Annotated in this window: 13 protein-coding genes; 3 read left to right on the forward strand and 10 right to left on the reverse strand. The window is 62.9% G+C overall.

What is annotated here, in order from left to right:
* Window positions 1-19: 19 nt before the first annotated feature.
* The 6 genes from ACRDT3_RS15680 to ACRDT3_RS15705 form a co-directional block, all read right to left on the reverse strand.
* Window positions 20-1,513, reverse strand: a complete 1,494-nt coding sequence (locus tag ACRDT3_RS15680) for a PLP-dependent aminotransferase family protein (RefSeq protein WP_400341631.1) — start codon at window positions 1,511-1,513, stop codon at window positions 20-22.
* Between the two features lie 116 nt (window positions 1,514-1,629).
* Window positions 1,630-2,907 carry an MFS transporter gene (locus ACRDT3_RS15685; protein WP_400341633.1) on the reverse strand — a complete coding sequence of 426 codons (1,278 nt, stop codon included), beginning with the start codon at window positions 2,905-2,907 and terminating at the stop codon, window positions 1,630-1,632.
* Window positions 2,904-3,974, reverse strand: a complete 1,071-nt coding sequence (locus ACRDT3_RS15690; protein ID WP_431493866.1) for a sugar phosphate isomerase/epimerase family protein — start codon at window positions 3,972-3,974, stop codon at window positions 2,904-2,906. The genes ACRDT3_RS15685 and ACRDT3_RS15690 overlap by 4 nt, the downstream gene beginning before the upstream one ends.
* 902 nt (window positions 3,975-4,876) lie before the next feature.
* On the reverse strand, window positions 4,877-5,371 hold the full coding sequence (locus ACRDT3_RS15695; RefSeq protein ID WP_431493867.1) for a hypothetical protein: 495 nt from the start codon (window positions 5,369-5,371) through the stop codon (window positions 4,877-4,879).
* A complete protein-coding gene (locus ACRDT3_RS15700; RefSeq protein ID WP_431493868.1) occupies window positions 5,364-6,911 on the reverse strand; it encodes a sodium/proline symporter in 1,548 nt (515 codons plus the stop codon). The genes ACRDT3_RS15695 and ACRDT3_RS15700 overlap by 8 nt, the downstream gene beginning before the upstream one ends.
* Window positions 6,908-7,036, reverse strand: coding sequence for a hypothetical protein (locus ACRDT3_RS15705; protein WP_255209574.1), 129 nt, complete (start codon window positions 7,034-7,036; stop codon window positions 6,908-6,910). Before ACRDT3_RS15705 ends, ACRDT3_RS15700 begins: the two co-directional genes overlap by 4 nt.
* Before the next feature lie 102 nt (window positions 7,037-7,138).
* Here ACRDT3_RS15705 and ACRDT3_RS15710 point away from each other — a divergent pair, with 102 nt between their 5' ends.
* Window positions 7,139-8,740 (forward strand): PucR family transcriptional regulator ligand-binding domain-containing protein, encoded by a 1,602-nt coding sequence (locus tag ACRDT3_RS15710; protein ID WP_431493869.1) that lies wholly within the window; start codon window positions 7,139-7,141, stop codon window positions 8,738-8,740.
* 12 nt (window positions 8,741-8,752) lie between these two features.
* On the opposite strand, the gene betT is transcribed toward ACRDT3_RS15710, so the two are convergent.
* From betT to ACRDT3_RS15725, 3 genes are all read right to left on the reverse strand, one after another.
* A complete protein-coding gene (gene betT, locus ACRDT3_RS15715) occupies window positions 8,753-10,855 on the reverse strand; it encodes a choline BCCT transporter BetT (RefSeq protein WP_431493870.1) in 2,103 nt (700 codons plus the stop codon).
* An 86-nt stretch (window positions 10,856-10,941) separates the two neighbouring features.
* A complete protein-coding gene (gene betA, locus ACRDT3_RS15720; RefSeq protein ID WP_431493871.1) occupies window positions 10,942-12,624 on the reverse strand; it encodes a choline dehydrogenase in 1,683 nt (560 codons plus the stop codon).
* 5 nt (window positions 12,625-12,629) lie between these two features.
* A complete protein-coding gene (locus tag ACRDT3_RS15725) occupies window positions 12,630-14,132 on the reverse strand; it encodes an aldehyde dehydrogenase family protein (protein WP_431493872.1) in 1,503 nt (500 codons plus the stop codon).
* Between the two features lie 188 nt (window positions 14,133-14,320).
* Between ACRDT3_RS15725 and ACRDT3_RS15730 the strand changes: the two genes are divergently transcribed.
* Window positions 14,321-14,908 carry a TetR/AcrR family transcriptional regulator gene (locus ACRDT3_RS15730; protein WP_431493873.1) on the forward strand — a complete coding sequence of 196 codons (588 nt, stop codon included), beginning with the start codon at window positions 14,321-14,323 and terminating at the stop codon, window positions 14,906-14,908.
* A 55-nt stretch (window positions 14,909-14,963) separates the two neighbouring features.
* Here the strand turns inward: ACRDT3_RS15730 and purU are convergent, their stop codons facing one another.
* A complete protein-coding gene (gene purU / locus ACRDT3_RS15735; RefSeq protein WP_431493874.1) occupies window positions 14,964-15,836 on the reverse strand; it encodes a formyltetrahydrofolate deformylase in 873 nt (290 codons plus the stop codon).
* A gap of 413 nt (window positions 15,837-16,249) precedes the next feature.
* Here purU and ACRDT3_RS15740 point away from each other — a divergent pair, with 413 nt between their 5' ends.
* Window positions 16,250-16,918 (forward strand): GntR family transcriptional regulator, encoded by a 669-nt coding sequence (locus ACRDT3_RS15740; protein ID WP_431493875.1) that lies wholly within the window; start codon window positions 16,250-16,252, stop codon window positions 16,916-16,918.
* Window positions 16,919-16,925 lie beyond the last annotated feature (7 nt).

Consider the following 16,925-nt stretch of genomic DNA (forward strand, 5'->3'; position numbering starts at 1 on the left):
CTGCCTCTGCGAGGCAGCACTACCAGCGATGGCCAATATGATGCAGCGCGCGGACCATGTAGCCCACGGCGTCGGGCATGTGCCGCGCCTCGGTAGCCGCGAAGCCGATGAGCAGGGCCGGCGGAGCTGGCTGCTGCAGTACGTAGTCCCCCAGCGCATAGGTGTAGACCCCGCGGTCGGCCAGCTGCGCCGCCAAAAGCTGATCGTCGATTCCCGGCGGCAGTTTGGCGATCAAATGCATCCCCGCGTCCACCGGGCTGGCATGGATGAACGGATCCAACTGCCGGTGCAGTTCTTCCAACAACGCCGCCTGCCGGGCCTCGTAGATTTTCCGGGTGCGTCGGATATGCGAGTTCAGGTGTCCCTCGCGCAGGAAGTCGGCCGTGGCCGCTTGGATCAGTGTGGATGGACTCCGGCCGGTCACGGAGATCGCGGCTCCGAAGGACTGGACCAGGTCCTCGGGCAGCACCGCGTAGCCGACCCGGATGGAGGGGAACATGATTTTGCTGAATGATCCCACATGCACCACGTGCGCGCCGCGATCCAGACCGAACAACGGCGGCAGGTGCGCCCCGCGATAGCGCAGTTCGCTGTCACTGTCATCCTCGATGATCCAGTTGTTGCGCGCATTGGCCCAGGAGATCCACTCCATGCGACGGGCCAGGGAGGTGCGCACAGCCAGGGGGTGCTGGCGGGCGGGAGTCAGGAACATGAGACGGCCAGCCGGGAAGCCTTCCGTTGCGCCCAGGTTCGCACCCTGCTCGTCAATAGGGACGCCGTGCACGGTGCAGCCGTTTGCCAGCATCGCCTTGGCCGCGGCGATGTGTCCCGGGTCCTCCATCCAGACGTGGTCCCCTGGATCGGTCATCAGCAGCATAAGCGCATTGAACGCCTGCTGCGCGCCGGTGGTGATGACGATCTGTTCGGCTGCCGGTGTGATGCCCCGAGAATCGCGCAGGTACTCGGCCACCGCTTCGCGCAGGGGCAGGTAACCCAGCGGCTCGCCATAACCGAGCATGTCGATGGAGCGGCGTTCGCTGTGGCGAGCCACCAGGGTTTTCCAGGTGCGGGCGGGGAACAGGTCGGTCCCGACTTGGCTGGCCACGAAAGTTTCGGAGTCTTCCGGATTCCAGGAGGTCAGCGCCTGCTTGTGCAGCTCGCTGCCGCGGGTTGAGGTGCTCAGTCCTGCGCGCACAGATAGTTCGGGGCGTCGCGACACCGGTGAGAAGCTGAAATCGTTGTGCCATTCGTCGCCCACATAGGTGCCATCGCCAGCTCTGGAGCGCAGGAATCCTTCGCTGGCCAGAGCCTGGAACGCGTTGACCAAGGTAATCCGGGAAACATCGAGCTCGATGCACAGGGTTCGGGTAGAGGGGAGCCTGGTGCCGCCAGGAAGCTGTCCGCTGAGGATCTTGGTGCGGATCTGCGTGTAGATCTGCCGATGCAACGGGCTGTCTCCAGCTCGGTCCAGCCGCAGGTCGCCCAGCAACTTTCCTCCGCTTCCCTTCACCATGGATCCTTCTCCCCCAGTAGCTTCGGACCGCAGGACACGGCCGACGACGGGCCAGCCCCCCAGTATACCTTCGTATTCTGTGGGCCAACCCGCCGTGAAATGCGCTGCCGAGGTCGCTAGACGCCAGTCGTGACCTTTTTCGCCTTCTTAGCGGTCTTGGCCACCAGCATGGCGATCACGCTGCCGATTACTGCCAGCCCGCACATGACCGCGAAGACCAGATGGAATCCGGTGGCTCCCGGGTATGCGTCAAGGATCGCTCCGTAGATCAGGAATCCGAACATGCCCGGTGCATATCCGATGAGACAGGCAACGCCAAAGGCGGTGCCGCTGATCTGATCAGGGATGCCGACCTCATCCATCGGCGCCCAGAAAACACCGCGCATCGAGAACACGATCAACGAGAAGACCAGACAGGCAACCATGGCCGGTACGGTGAATTTCTCGTTCTGTGGCAGGAAGACGATGAGCGCCATGACGGGAAGCAGGGCCAGAAAAGAATAGCTCAGGTACTTGCTGGAGCTCTTGACCTTCTTGTCGGCCAGGTAGCCGCCCAGCGGACCGCCGATGATCTTCAGTCCGTACTGGTTGATAATGCCGAAGATGCCTACCAGAGCCACCGGCAGTCCGTACACGGTAGACAGGTACGGAATGAAGTAGGTCAGCCCCACATAGACGATGTAAACCATGAACACCGTGAAGCTGACCAGCCACAACTGCGGCATGCGCGCAATCAGCTTCAAGGATTCCCTTACGGTCGGCTTGTGCGCCATAGTCTCAGTTGCCGCGGCATCCTGGATGGCCGGCGCAGAATTGCCGCGCAGCAGGAAGAAGAGCAGGATACCGATTACGATATTGATCGAAGAGTAGGCGATGATCGCGGCACGGAATCCAGCGAGGCCCGAGCCCATGGCGATGAAGATTCCCAGGGCCGAGAAGGCCACGATGGTATCGATGACACCGCGGCCACCCTCGAGGAAACCGAACATGCGTCCCTGCTCGTCGCCGTCGCCCAACTGTCTGACGCTCTTAAGCAGCGCTGGCCAGAACAGACAGTCCGAGCACACCGCGAGCAGCGCGAACACAACCATCATCATGTTGAAGTCCGGGAACGAGGCCATGTAGAAGCCGATGGCACCGGCGCCGATCAGGCCTGCACTGATTACGGTGCGGGTCTGGAAGCGGTCAGCCAGGTATCCGCCGACGACAAACAGGGCGGTGGCCACGATCGAGTTGATGCTTAACAGCAGTCCGATTTCGGTGTTGCTCAGCCCGAGGTGCTCCTGCATGGGGACATAGAAAACGTCCTTGAGGTTGGCCAACTTGTAAATGGTGCCGCCGCCCATGATCAGCAGGACGAATTTGCCCCACTTAGCCTTGTTGATCGTTTTCATTGGTAGGTCTCCTGAAGAGTTTCGTTGCGGGCCGTGTCCTCGGACGCCGATTCCAGTCGGCACATGGCAAGTTCACGCAGTTGGGCAAGGACTGTTCGAACATAGGTCAGCTGGTTGACCGCCCACTGCGGCTCTTCAACCAGCATTTCGTCCAAGGTCAGTGAGGCCGGAAGGTCAGTAGTGCTCAGATCGCGGTAGGCGATGAACGGATCTTCCGGGTCATCTGCGCGGCGGAAAGCCGGAGCACGGTAATGGTTTTCCTGCTCTAGGGCGAAGGCGATCAGCTGCGGTTCGTCCTCTCCCAAGAGCAAGAGGTCCATCAGCATGAGCGGGCTCGGCATGTCGTCGTCATCGCTACCTTGCAATACCCCACGGTGGCCGAAGCCTCCATCTTCCGGCATGATCTTGACGCCCTTGAGATGAACTTGGCCGATGTGCGGAGCCAGGTTATTCAGCGCGTCCAACGGGCGCTCGTAGGCGTTGATCATGTTCCCGAAGTCGAACAGTGCATGCAGCCGGGGATGGTTTGCACGTTCCAGGGCTGCTGCGATTTCGAAGCTCTTGAATTCCTCGTGCTGTTCGAAGTAGAATTGCAGGTCGTATTTCTCGGCCAGCACGATCAGGTATTGCAAGTCGCTGTCAACCATGGTGAGAACCTCGGACAGCAGGCCTTCGTAGCGTGAATACACTCGGATGTGCTCGACGTTCAGGATCCGCGCAATGCGCACCACGTCGTCGAGGTCCGTCTTGCGGGTGCTGCTGATTTCCAGATGTACTTTGAGCCCCAGCTGGTGCGCGGTGGCTCCGAACTCCCGAAGCTCCGCGTCGCTGGCCTGCCCCAGGCTGCGCTCTTCGCCATCAAGCAGGTGGATGCAGACACCGTCCAGTTCATGCTCAAAAGCGTAGGTCAGCAGGTCGCTGGGGCGGTAGGTGCCATAAGTGAAATTTCCCAGTAGCGAGTAGGCATGCGCGAACAGAGGAATCGTGTCGATTCGATCGATTAGCTTCTGTGCCAATTGCGGCGTTAGCTCTGGAATCTGCTTCTGTTCGGCGGCATTTAGATTCATTGACAGGATCTTTGCGAATCGAGACTGTACGTTCAAGATTTCCTCCTCGGCTTCGGCGTGCTGCGCATCACCCGGTGTGCTGACTCTCATTTTTAGCAAGATATTAGTCATCGAGGTATGTCCATTATCGAGGCCAGGGTTAATACCAATGGCCAAGTCCAGGAGGCGCAACGCACGGTGCCTTGTGGGCATGGGAGCCATATTGCATCTCTTCCGATGATCTTGGCAGCCAAACGGGCAGAGGGTTAGGCCAACGTGACGTGGGACCATGAGCCGGAATCACGTGATTCAAAGACGAATCCATGTCCTTGCCAAAGCACGAGCCTCAAAGAGCAAGACTTCCAAGCTTCCAATTACCCTCTGAAAAGCGAAGGATGCCGGTCGGCCGGCAACACCGCGGGCTACCGCATCGCGTCAGCTGACCGTTTCCTGCCCCGGGCATATCGACGGGATCTGTGCGCTTACCCGCGGCCTGATCATGAACAGCTCGCAGCGCAATTGCAACCCACCTTCAAGAACTCGAACCTTAGCTGGTATGCCTGCATCGGCTGGGTCCGAGAACTCCAACGCACCAGCACCGACGAGCTTGGAACTGTAGCGGGCCGCCTGCCCGAGCGACTCCATATCGATCGGCAACAGCAGCCAGCTTGTAGCAGCCGACCGCCTTGATACGCCTTTCCCCTTGGGCCGGCGCAACGTGTGAATTGCCCACAGATGTTGGTTCCTGCATTCCCAGTCCGACTTCTGGCGAGCAGTTCACTGCATTCGCGACCCTTCACGAACTTGGCAAGTGCGTATTGCGTCCCAGTTTTCCATAGGCTTGCGCTCTGCTTGTTCCCGACTGGATTCCCGCGGAGAGATGTCGCCCAGGCGCACTGCCAGTTACATCGCGGTGCCCGACTTCAGCAGTCGATAAAGTAGTAGCCGCCGTTCAGTCCGTCCACCATGATGCGGTAGGACTTTCCTTCCAGCTTCGCTTCGATCACCCAGTTGGGTTTCCAGACCTTGGCGACACTGCTCTTTTCGCGGATTCCGCCACGCCAGGCCAGCCGGGCCCGGCGCAGGGCCGCGGTGGACAACAGGGCTTTGGCCCTCTCGCGCGCGGTGTCGAAATCGATAGTGTTCCACTGCGGATCAGCCACCAAGTCCAGTGGCTGGCCAGCTTGATCATCTTGGACTTGCCACGGGTCGCTGACAAAGGCCTTGCCCGAGTAGTAGTCCACCAATGCATGCGCCTGCCCGGTCCGCCCGGCCAGCTGCGGCACCTCGAAGATGAACCCCGCAAAGGGATGGTGGCGCAGCTTGGCCGATTCGACCGTCAATCCAGGTGCCTTGGCAGCAAGGATACGTTGCGCGTCCTGGCCATCGACCAGGGTTTTCAGTACCAGTTCATTCACCGCGGGCCGCCATTTCGGCCTGGCTGGCCAGCAAGGCATCCTGGCCCATCAGCATCTTCTTCGGAATGGGACCGATCTTCGCGGTCTCGTCCAGGGCCCGGCCAATATGCTCCGGCACCGGATGCGACTTCTGGCTGGCCAGGCTGCCGATGACCATGGCCGCGGTGGAGGCCAGAATGCCGGTGACCATCGGATCGATGCCGGTGGCATCCGGAGCCCCGGAAACCTGCCAGAGCACCGAGACCAGGGTGCCGGCGATCATCGAGGAAATCGCGCCTACGGTATTGGCCTTCTTCCACCACACCGCGCAGATATAGGAAGGCACAAAGGCGCTGCCCAGCACCGTAGTGGAGAAGATGACCACCGCGGCCACCGCCGGCGGCTCGAATGCCGCGATGGCGAAGCCGATGACCGCCAGTGCCAGCACGGTGACCCGCGAAACCCACACCATCTGCGCATCGCTCATCTTCTTGTTAATGAACCGGGCATAGATGTCCTGGCTGGCAATGGTGCCGGCCTGCAGCAGCAGGGCGTCGGCGGTGGACATGATCGCTGCCATGATCGCGGCCATGACGATGCCCACGGCAAAGGTGGGCAGCACCGCGTCGGCGACCTCGAAGATCGCGGTCTCCGGATTGGCCAGGTTGGGCAGCAGGATCAGCGCGAACAGGCCCACCAGGTAGGGGCCGGGGATGAACAGCAGGTTGAAGACCAGCGAGTAGGCTCCGGCGGTGCGCGCCACCGAGGGCTTCTTCATGGCCATGTGGCTGACCACCACATGCGGCCAGCCCATGTAGCCGATGGAGAAGACCAGCAACGCACCGATGATGACGCCCCATTGGCCCTGGTAGCCCAGGTCCGCTCCCCACATGGTCAGCAGGTTCGGGTTGATCTCGCCCACTGCCTCGTTGCCTTTGGTGAAACCGCCTACTGCCATCAGCGTGGCAACCAGGATCCAGACCATGCCCACCACCATGATGATGGCCTGCACGAAGTCGGTGTAGGCCACAGCCAGGTAGCCGCCGAGGAAGGTATAAAGGACAATCACGCCGATGGCGATAGCCAAGGCCACAGGGAAGGAAACTCCAGAGACCATCTCCAGTCCACGACCGCCTGCGATGAACTGCGCGAGGACGTAGAAGAACATGCAGAACAGCGCCACGGGAGCGGCAATGAGCCGGATCCACTTCGAGGGGTAGCGGTGCTCCAGGTACTCGATGGAGGTAATGGATCCAAGGATCTGGGACAGCTTGCGCATGCGCCGGCCAAGGACCGAAAGATTCAGGATGCCACCGCCCAGATCGCCCAGCGCGTACCACATGCTGAAATAGCCCTGGGTGTAACCCATGGATCCAGCTCCCATGAACATGTAGCCGGACATGGAGGAGCTTTGCAGGCGAAGTGCGGTGACTCCCGGGCCGAGGCTGCGTCCGCCCAGCAGGAATCCCTCAGCATCCTGCTTTCCGCGCTTCATCGCCCAAACACCGATGCCTGCCATGGCGACGAAGTAGATGACCAGGAACAGGATCTCGATGCTCATCGCTGCTCCTCCGCATCCTCATGCTTCCAGCCGCGGCTGAGCCACAGGAAAACACCGGTATAGATCACCCAGAGGGCCGGAACCCCGATGATGACCATGGTCGTGAACGCCGGAAGTCCAAACATCGACGCATTCCCCCTCAAAAACCGAACACTCTGTATTGTGTGAAGCGAATCACTATAGATCCACGTGATTGACAGTTTTGCACAGCTGGAGGCTGATCAACAGTGACACTTGTAGAGAAAACACGCGATGCCCGGACAAACTGTCCGGACCAGTCGATCGCCACCATGGACCAGCTGCTCCAGCTGCCCGCGGTGCTCGCCGGGAACCCGCAGGTCTTTGCCGATCAGGCGTCATTGAACCGTCATGTTGGCTGGGTCCACGTGCTGGAGAATTCGGACCCGAGAACCTACCTGCGCGGCCAGGAGCTGGTGCTGACCACGGGCATCGGGTGGGGCCCGGAGACCTGCTTCGAGCAGTACGTTGCCGAATTGGTCGAGCTGGATTCCGCCGGGCTGCTGCTCGAGCTCGGCACCCATTGCCCAGCTGTTCCGGCGGCGCTCATCCAGTCCTGCAAGGAGCACTCCTTCCCACTGGTGGCACTGCATGAAAGGGTGGCGTTCGTGGAGATCACCGAGGCACTGCACCAGCTGCTCTTCTCCACCCAGACCCGGCGCATCGAAGCCGGTGGCGAGGTGACCGCGCATTTCACCGCGCTGATGCAACTCGGCGCTCCGGCCGAAACCATACTGCGAGACTGCGCCAGGCTGCTCAACGCCACGGTGGTGCTGGAGGATTCGGGATACAACGTACTGCGCCATGCCAGCGCCGTTCCGGTGCCCGCGGACTTCTTCGAGCATTGGCAAGACCGTTCCCGCAGCTTGCATGCGACAGGCAACTCCGGACGCCAAGCGATCCCGGTACAGATCCACGGCAGGCATTTCGGTTCTCTCATCGCCCCGGACACTGCAACTCATCCAGCAGGCTCCCTGCATGTGCTGACCATGGCGGGCATCGCACTGGGGACCGAGCTTCTGCGCAAGCAGGAACCTGCCTCGTTGGCCTTCGATACGGCCTGCGAACTGCTTGACGACCTGATGCTGCGAAAGGACGCGGACTCGGACCTGCTCGCCGGGAAGTTCGAAGCCTCCGGATTCCCCGTGCGCCACCGGCAACTGCACGGTTTCGCGATCCAGCTGGCCGCGTGCGCCGACCTGAAAGCAGCAGCCAGGAAGATCGAGCGCACTATCGGCAAGGACCTGCATCCGGTGATCGGTGCCCGGAATGCGCCAGCGTCCAAGCTCTTCGGCTTCTTCTCCGCCATCCCCGGCAAACTGCCGCCAGACTGGCCCCAGGCCTTGCACCTGGATGAGGGAGCCGGGCACTTTTCCGGACCGCTCTACCTGGGTGCGGCCGTCCAGGACTTCGGGCTACTGGCAGATTCCATCAGGCAAGCCATCGGCGGATGCGAACTGTCCCTGGCAGCAGACCAGCCGGTGGTGCTTGCCGCAGAGTATCCGCTGGCGCTGCTCGCCCACGAGCTGCGCCATGAACCGGCAATCCAGCGCCTGCCGCAGCAGGTGCTCGCCCCGATCCTGGCTTTGGACCCTGCCCGGCGCGCCGAATGCCTGCGGGTCCTCCAGGCCTATTTGGCTTCACCAACCAACCGATCCCAGGCGGCAACCCGCTGCCAGCTCTCCCGGTCGGTGTTCTACCAGCGGCTCGGACTGCTCGAATCCCTGCTGGACATGGATCTGAATGATGCGCAGTCCCTGACCATCTTGTCGCTGGGCTTGGCCGTCTACCAGCCGAGCGTGGCAGCATGAGGTCCCGGCCGGCTAGCCGCGGGGGTGCGCGTCGGGGTAATCCTCGGACCAGTCGCAGGGTCTGCGCAACGCTTCCACCATGTCTTCGGAAACCTGGTGGAAGCGCTGCGCGGCCACATGCGCCTCGAACCGGTCGACAACATCATTGATCAGCTGCTCTTGCGGCATGCCGGTAATGTCATAGCCGCAACCGCCCTTCACGGAGAAGACCTCCAAGCGCACCGTTTCCTCGTGCCGGCGTCCCGAGCCGTCGCCGCGGGAAACCAATTGCAGCACCGGGTAGATCTGGTAGCGGAAGGGCAGCTGCCCTTCCAACTCGATCACCAGATCGAGCTGGCGGACCCCGGTCTCGGCCACCTGCCCGGTGGCCACGGATATCCGGGTGCCGAACCCGGCCAATTCCCTGGCCACTTCCAGCAGGGCTGGCTCCGCGACCCCGTCCATGTATTCAGCCGCTTCCTGTGCGGTGCATGCCGCCACTGTTCGGGCCAGCCGCTCCCGCCATTTCCGGTGCTTGCCTCTGGACCTGGCAACTGCCGCGTCCTGCGGGACCGGGGGTTCCTGCCGCAGGGATCTGTACAGCGAGATCATGATCAGGTAGAGGATCACGGTGAACGGCAGAGCCATGATGATGGTCATGTACTGGATGGTCGCGAAGCCGCCCACGAAGAGCATCGCCAGGGTCAGACCGCCCACGGCGAGTGCCCAGAAGATCCGCGACCATTTCGGGCCGTCCTGCCCATTGTGGCTGGTGTAGGAGGTCAGGTTGCTCATCATCAATGCACCGGAATCTGCGCTGGTCACATAGAACAGCAATCCGGTGAAGGTGGCCAGGCCTGCTATGAAAGTCGCCGCCGGATATTGGTCCAGCAGCATGTAGAAGCCCTGCTCTGGCGCGTTCATCGCGATGTCCCCGAATTCTGTGGCGCCAGAGCGGACAGCATCCACCGCGGAATTGCCGAAAATCGAAATCCACAGCAGCGTGAACAAGAACGGCACCACCAGCACCCCGCAAATGAACTCGCGCAATGTCCGGCCGCGGGAGATCCGGGCCAGGAACATGCCCACAAAGGGCGACCAGGCGATCCACCAGGCCCAGAAGAACAGCGTCCAGGAGTTCATCCAGTCATCGGGCCGGTCCATGGCGAAGGTATCCAGTGCCATTCCCGGGAAGCTGGAGATGAAGTCACCCAGATTCATCACCACGGAGTCGATGAGCATAGTCGTTTTCCCCGCCATCAGCACGTAGCCCATGAGGGCCACGGCCAGCAGGAAGTTCAGCTCGGAAAGCCGCCGGATGCCCCTGTCCACTCCCGAGACGCAGGAGACCGTAGCCATGCCCACGCCCAGCAGGACCAGGCCGATCTGCACGGAGACCGACTGCGGCAACCCGAAGAGGTAGGTCAACCAGAAGTTCAGTTGGATCACCCCGATGCCCAGTGAGGCGGTGAGCCCGAAGACCGTAGCCACCGTGGCCGCCACGTCGATGGCATCGCCCATCCGGCCGTGCACCCGCTTGCCCAGGATCGGGTAGATGACAGCCCGGATGCCCAGCGGCAGCTTGTAGCGGTAGGCGAAGTACCCCATGGCCGCTCCCACCAGGGCATACAGGGACCAGCCGCTGATGCCGTAGTGGAAGGTTGTCCACACCACCGATTGCCGGGCCGCATCGAGCGTTCCCCCGGGGCCTTCGGGCGGCGCCAGGTACTGCGCCACTGGTCCGGTTACCGCATAGAACATCAAATCCACGCCGATCCCCGCGGCGAAGAGCATGGCCGTCCAGGTGCCCAGCTTGTACTTGGGCCGCGAGTGATCCGGCCCCAGACGCACCGAGCCGTAGCGCGAAGCGGCGATGAAGACCACGAAGCCCAGCACCACGCTGAGGGTGACGATATAAACCCACCCGAGCTTCTCCGAAGCCCACTGCACCGCACTGCCGATGACTGCCTCGGCGGACTCCGGCGCTGCCATTGCCCAGCAGGTGATGCCCAGGATCACGCCCGCGGAGGCGAGGAAGACGCGCCAGTTGGTGCGCGGCGGGGGAACTGCATCGGTCGTGCTCAGAACGGTGGTCCCGATGCTTTCAGGCTTTGCTACGCGAACAGGGGTTTTCATGGGTTGCACCTCGCTGTGGCAGGTCATTCTGGGATCGGGCCATCCGCAGCACCTGGGCGCTGCGGATGGCGGGAGGCAGGCTGCGCCTAGTGCGCCTGGGCCTGCGTCTGCGTCTGGTGGCGGTAGAAGTCGGCGTATTCCGGATCCATGGGAGCCTTGCCCAGGATCAGGTCGGCGGCCTTCTCCGCGAGCATCATCACCGGAGCGTAGATATTCCCGTTGGTGACATAGGGCATCGCCGAGGCGTCGACCACGCGCAGCCCCTGGACCCCGTGAACCTTCATCGTCAGCGGGTCCACCACCGCAAGCCGGTCGCTGGCCGGGCCCATCTTCGCGGTGCCGCAGGGATGCAGCGCCGTTTCCGCATCGCGCTTGACCCAATCCAGGATCTGCTCGTCGGTGCGCACTTCCGCTCCGGGAGAGAGCTCCCCTGAATTGTAGGGGCGCATGGCGCCCTGGGAGAGGATTTCACGCGAGACCCGGATGGCTTCGACCCATTCGCGCCGGTCCTGCTCGGTGGACAGGTAGTTGAACAGGATGCTCGGATGCTCGCGCGGATCGGTCGAGCGGATCTTCAGGCTGCCACGGCTATCGGAGTACATCGGGCCCACATGCACCTGGAAGCCATGCGGCGCGTCCGCCTTCTTCCCGTCGTAGCGCACAGCCAGCGGCAGGAAGTGGTACATCAGGTTAGGGTAGGCCACCTCCGGGTTGGAACGGGCGAACCCGCCACCCTCGAAATGGTTGGTCGAGGCCGGGCCCTTGCGGGCCAGCAGCCACTGGGCACCGATGAAGGGCATCCGCCAGCGGCTCAGGCTCGGCTGCTCGGAGACCGGCAGCGGACAGCCATGCTGGACGTAGACTTCCAGGTGGTCTTGGAGGTTCTCGCCGACCCCGGGCAGGTCGACCACCGGGTCGATGCCCAGGGTGCGCAAGTGCCCGGCATCCCCGATCCCGGCCAGCTGCAGCAATTGCGGGGTGTTGAAGGCGCCGCCGCACAGGATCACCTCGCCGGCCTCCACTTGGTGCTTGCGGCCGCGGCGCACGTAGTCCACGCCGGTAGCGCGCTGCTTGTCCATGCGCAGGCCGGAAACGAAGGCCCCGGTGAGCACCGTCAGATTCTCCCGGCGCCGCAGCGGATGCACGTAGGCGCGGGCGGCATTGAGCCGGCGGCCGTTGCTGATATTGCTGTCGAAGGGGCCGAAGCCCTCTTGCCGGTAGCCGTTGACGTCCTCGGTGCGCCCGTAGCCGGCCTGGTCCGCGGATTCGAAGAACGCTTGGAACAGGGGGTTCTTGGCCGGGCCGCGGCGCAGCACCAGTGGGCCGTGCTGCCCGCGCCTCGGATCATCCGGGCTGCCGGTGGCGGTTTCCATCTTCTTGAAGTAGGGCAGGCAGTGCGCGAAATCCCACGATTCCATGCCCGCATCAGCGCCCCATCGCTCGTAGTCCAGCGGGTTGCCGCGCTGGAAGATCATTCCGTTGATGGAGCTGGATCCGCCCAGCAGCTTGCCCCGGGCATGCTTAATCCGCCGTCCGCCCATGTGCGGTTCCGGGTCGGACTTGTAGATCCAGTCGTGGCTCTTGCGTCCGGCCGGGAACATCAGCGCCGCGGGCATCTGCACAAACAGGTCCCACCACCAGTCCTTGCGCCCGGCTTCCAGCACCAGCACCGAACGGGTGCCGTCGGCGCTGAGCCGGTTGGCCAGCACCGACCCGGCACTGCCTCCGCCGACAATGACGACGTCGTATTTCTTGGTTGCGGTATTCATCGGGTTCACGCTCCTTCTGCCTGGAACCACCGGGCGGGGGCAGGCTGGATATTCTGGTAGATATGCCGGGTCTCGCGGTATTCGTTCAGGCCCTGGATGCCGTTTTCGCGGCCGAATCCGGACTTGCCGAAGCCGCCCCATTCGGCCTGCGGCAGGTAGGGATGGTAGTCGTTGATCCAGACGGTGCCATGGCGCAGGCTTTGCGCCACGCGTTGGGCGCGGGACGCGTCATTGGTCCATACCGCGCCGGCCAGTCCGTATTCGGTGTCGTTGGCCAGGAAGACCGCTTCCTGCTCTGTGCTGAAGCGCTCCACGGTGACCACCGGCCCGAAGACCTCTTCGCGCACGATGCCCATGGTGCGCTCGCAGTCGGCGAAGACGGTGGGACGCAGGAAGTATCCGTCGGCCAGCTCAGGTTCCGGCGGCCGGTGGCCCCCGGCAACCAGCCGTGCGCCCTCGGCGATGGCCCGCTCGATATGCCCTTCCACTGCCTCGCGGTGCTCTGCGGTGGCCAGCGGGCCGCATTCTGCGGAAGGATCAAATCCATTGCCGAGCCGGATCAGCTCGGCGCGGCGGGCCAGTTCGGCGACGAAGCGATCGTAGATTCCCTCGTGCACGATCAGCCTCGAACCGGCCGAGCAGACTTGGCCGGAGTGCACGAAAGCTCCGCTCAGGGCGTTGTCCACGACTGTTTCGAAATCCGTGTCATCGAAGATGATGTTCGGGTTCTTGCCGCCCAGCTCCAGGGCCACCTTCTTGATGTCGGCCGAGGCCGCGGCCATGACCTTGCTGCCAGCTTCCAGCCCTCCGGTGAAGGAGATCAGGTCCACCTCGGGGTGCGAGGTCATGGTCGCCCCGACCCGCGAACCGGGTCCCAGCAGCAGGTTAACCGTTCCGGCGGGCAGTTCTGCCTGCTCCATGAGTTCCACGAGCTTCATGGTGGATAGCGGGGTGACCTCGCTGGGCTTGATGACCACGGTGTTGCCGGCGGCCAGGGCGGGGGCCAGCTTCCAGGAGATGGTCTGCAGCGGATAATTCCACGCCGCGATCAGCGCGCAGACCCCGACCGGCACGTACCCGATGCGGCTGATGATCTTCGGATCCCCTGCATCCACCATCCGCCCGGAGTCCAGATCCGCGGCATTGGCGAAGTAGCGGAAGGCAGAGACGGCGTCATCCACATCCAGGCGTGCTTCGCGCAGGGTCTTGCCGGCATCCAGGCTTTCGATCCGGGCCAGTTCCTCGCGGTGCTCAAGCACGATCTCGGCGATCCGGGCCAGCTTCTGGCCGCGCTCGCGGATGGGCAGTTCGGACCATTGCCCGCCGTCGAATGCGGCGCGGGCGCTGCGCACGGCATTGTCCACATCGTCGGTGGTGGCCACGCATACGGTGGCCAGGACGCTGCCGTCTGCGGGGTTGAGCACCTGGTGCGGCGGGTTCTGTCCCGAGGACCGAATCCACCGTCCGCCGATGTAGAGGTTCTCCAAACTGGTCAACAAATCTTGCATTGAATATGCCCTTCCTCACATTTGTGCATTACATTTGAAGACGAGCGTACACAAAGTGTGTACTTGTGTACAGATATTTTTTTAAACAGACCGCCGCGGGCCCTGGACCCGGGGCAGGATGCGCCGTCGGGTTACTGCAGGAGCAGGCCAACGACAGCAAGAGATTGCTGAAGAGAAAGGGAGGCTACATGCCCGAGAAGACGGATCAGGGCTCACGCGCGAAGAGGGTTCGCGGACCCGGGGACCCGAACCGCCGGGTGCGCATTGCGGAGGCAGCCATCGCGGTGGCCATGACCGAGGGCCTCGATGCGGTCACCCATCGCCGGGTCGCCGCAGAAGCCGATGTCCCGCTGGGATCCACGACCTACTACTTCCGGACGATTGACGACCTGCTGGCCGTGGCCATGGAAATGGCCGCCCAACGCGGCGTCGAAGCTCTCCAGCTCTGGGAAAGCCAACTGCCGAAGGATGCGGATATGGCCGAAGCGCTCACCAGCTATGTCATGGATCTGCTGGGCGATAACCGCAGCGCCACCGACTTCGAATCGAACCTCTATGCCCTGGCCTATACTCGCCCGGCGTTGCGCAAGGCTGCCGCCGATTGGGATCTCGGATTGACTAAGGTGCTATGCCACCGCACCGATGAAGTCACCGGCAAGATGCTTGGCGTGGCCCTGTGCGGCCTTCAGCTGCAATTGGTCTTGTCCGATGAAATGCCCAAGCGGGAAGAAATCCTGAGGATCTTCCGCCGCGCATTGGCCGGAGGGCTGGACTAGGCCCGGAAGCGCAAAATAGCCCGGCCAACGGCCGGGCTATTGATGCGGGAAGCAACTAGCGCAGCACCACGGTGCGCGAACCGCTGAGGAAGACCCGGTCCTCGCAGTGCCAGCGCACCGCATCGGACAGCGCCTTGCACTCGGTATCGCGGCCGGCTGCCACCAGGTGCTCGGGCTCGTAGCTGTGGTCCACTTCCTGGACCCGCTGGGTGATGATCGGCCCCTCGTCCAGCTCCGAATTCACGTAGTGCGCCGTGGCGCCCACGGTCTTCACCCCGCGCTCGAAGGCCTGGTGGTAGGGCTTGGCGCCCTTGAAGGAGGGCAGGAACGAGTGGTGGATGTTGATGGCCCGGCCGGTGAGCTTGCGGGTGAGGTCATCGGAAAGCACCTGCATGTAGCGGGCTAGCACCACCAGGTCCACCTCGAAGCGGTCCACCAGGTCCATCAGCTTCGCCTCGGCCTCGGGCTTTGTCGCAGGGGTGACCGGAATATGGAAGAACGGAATCCCATTCCACTCGACCTGCTGCCGGTGATCCGGGTGGTTGGAGACTACGGCCGCGATCTCCACCGGCAGCTCCCCCATCCGGGCACGGAACAGCAGATCGTGCAGGCAGTGGCCGAACTTGGAGACCATCACCACCACGCGCTTTTTATTTCCGGCTGGGCGCAGGCCCCAGGTGGCCTGGTGCTCATCGGCGAGCTGGCCGAGGCTCGATTCGAGTTCCGCGATCTCGGCGGGGATATCTTCCGCCGCGGCGACCTCGAACTCGATGCGCATGAACAGCGTCCCGGAGCGCTGGTCGTCATGCTGCTTGAGCTCCCGGATGTCTCCATGGTGCTTGAGCAGCAACCCGGTCACCGCATGCACGATGCCCGGGCGCTCGGCGCAGGTGAGGGTCAGGACATATTTGTTATTCGGTTCGGTCATCGTGCCGCTCCTTGGATTCGCCGAGGTGGCGATAGCTTCGCCATGGCTCGTGGTGGTTTTTCGGGGAAACAATGCGGTTGCGCTTGGCCTCCGCGTGGTGGATTTGCGCCGCGGGATCAAAGCCGCTTTACCGGGGGTTCTTCCCGGGCCCAATGCCCGGCAGCCTCTGGCCGGATACTGATATATCAATTGATGATCACAATACTATGTGTGCCGCAGCACAGCGTCAACAACTTTTCCTGCGGTTTTCCAGACGGTTTTTCCCAACGCTGCCCGTCCGGCTTTCCGGCCTGCCGTTGGCCGGCATCCCAGGGCCTGTTGGGCGCATTGGCGCCGTAAAGGCGCCCAAATAGGAGACGGGACGATACCCTTTGTTTGTCGGCAAGTGATTTTTGACCAGTGAAGAGAGCGATATGCCAAGGCCCACCGAACTGACCAGCGCCGCAACGGATCAAGGATCGATGGCCGATCGCGCCTACAACGCGCTGCGCGACCGGCTGGTGCTGCTCGAAATCGCTCCGACCCACCCGATCCACGAGCCGGCGCTGGCCGAGGAGCTCGGCGTCGGGCGCACCCCGATGCGCGAAGCCCTCAAGCGGCTGGAAACCGACCACCTGGTGGTGTCCTATCCGCGCCGCGGCACCTTCGCCACGGCCGTGGATTTCCATGAACTGAACTACATTTCCGAGATGCGCCAGGTGCTCGAGCCGCTGGCCGCGCGCAATGCGGCGGCCAATAAGGACCCGCAGATCCGCGAGCAGCTGGCCGGCTACCTGCAGCAGATCGACACCCTGGATCCCTCCCTGGACCAGCGGTCGCTGCTGCTGCTGGATGTACGCATCCACCGGCTCATCTACAAGGCGGCGGCCAATAAGCACCTGGAGGAAACCCTGGTGCGCCTGGATAACCTGGTGACCCGGATCTGGTGCCTGGTCATCGACCAGATGCCGCCGATCGCCGAGCACATTTCCGAGCATTCGGCCCTGCTGCGTGCCATCCTCGATGGAGACGCGCAGCTGGCCGCCCGGCTGGTCTCCGAGCATGTGGCCCACTTCGAGCAGGCCCTGCGCCGCGCCCCCTAGAAGGATC

Origin of the sequence: Glutamicibacter sp., assembly GCF_050701915.1 — a bacterium.
Classification (GTDB): domain Bacteria; phylum Actinomycetota; class Actinomycetes; order Actinomycetales; family Micrococcaceae; genus Glutamicibacter.

Excerpts from the sequence above, each read along its gene's own strand:
- ACRDT3_RS15705 (WP_255209574.1), bottom strand. The coding sequence starts at position 7,036 with ATGTTTGGACTTCCGGCGTTCACGACCATGGTCATCATCGGGGTTCCG.
- ACRDT3_RS15740 (WP_431493875.1), top strand. The coding sequence starts at position 16,250 with ATGCCAAGGCCCACCGAACTGACCAGCGCCGCAACGGATCAAGGATCG.
- ACRDT3_RS15690 (WP_431493866.1), bottom strand. The coding sequence starts at position 3,974 with ATGAATCTAAATGCCGCCGAACAGAAGCAGATTCCAGAGCTAACGCCG.
- ACRDT3_RS15680 (WP_400341631.1), bottom strand. The coding sequence starts at position 1,513 with ATGGTGAAGGGAAGCGGAGGAAAGTTGCTGGGCGACCTGCGGCTGGAC.
- purU (WP_431493874.1), bottom strand. The coding sequence starts at position 15,836 with ATGACCGAACCGAATAACAAATATGTCCTGACCCTCACCTGCGCCGAG.
- ACRDT3_RS15730 (WP_431493873.1), top strand. The coding sequence starts at position 14,321 with ATGCCCGAGAAGACGGATCAGGGCTCACGCGCGAAGAGGGTTCGCGGA.
- ACRDT3_RS15725 (WP_431493872.1), bottom strand. The coding sequence starts at position 14,132 with ATGCAAGATTTGTTGACCAGTTTGGAGAACCTCTACATCGGCGGACGG.
- ACRDT3_RS15700 (WP_431493868.1), bottom strand. The coding sequence starts at position 6,911 with ATGAGCATCGAGATCCTGTTCCTGGTCATCTACTTCGTCGCCATGGCA.
- ACRDT3_RS15685 (WP_400341633.1), bottom strand. The coding sequence starts at position 2,907 with ATGAAAACGATCAACAAGGCTAAGTGGGGCAAATTCGTCCTGCTGATC.
- betT (WP_431493870.1), bottom strand. The coding sequence starts at position 10,855 with ATGAAAACCCCTGTTCGCGTAGCAAAGCCTGAAAGCATCGGGACCACC.
- betA (WP_431493871.1), bottom strand. The coding sequence starts at position 12,624 with ATGAATACCGCAACCAAGAAATACGACGTCGTCATTGTCGGCGGAGGC.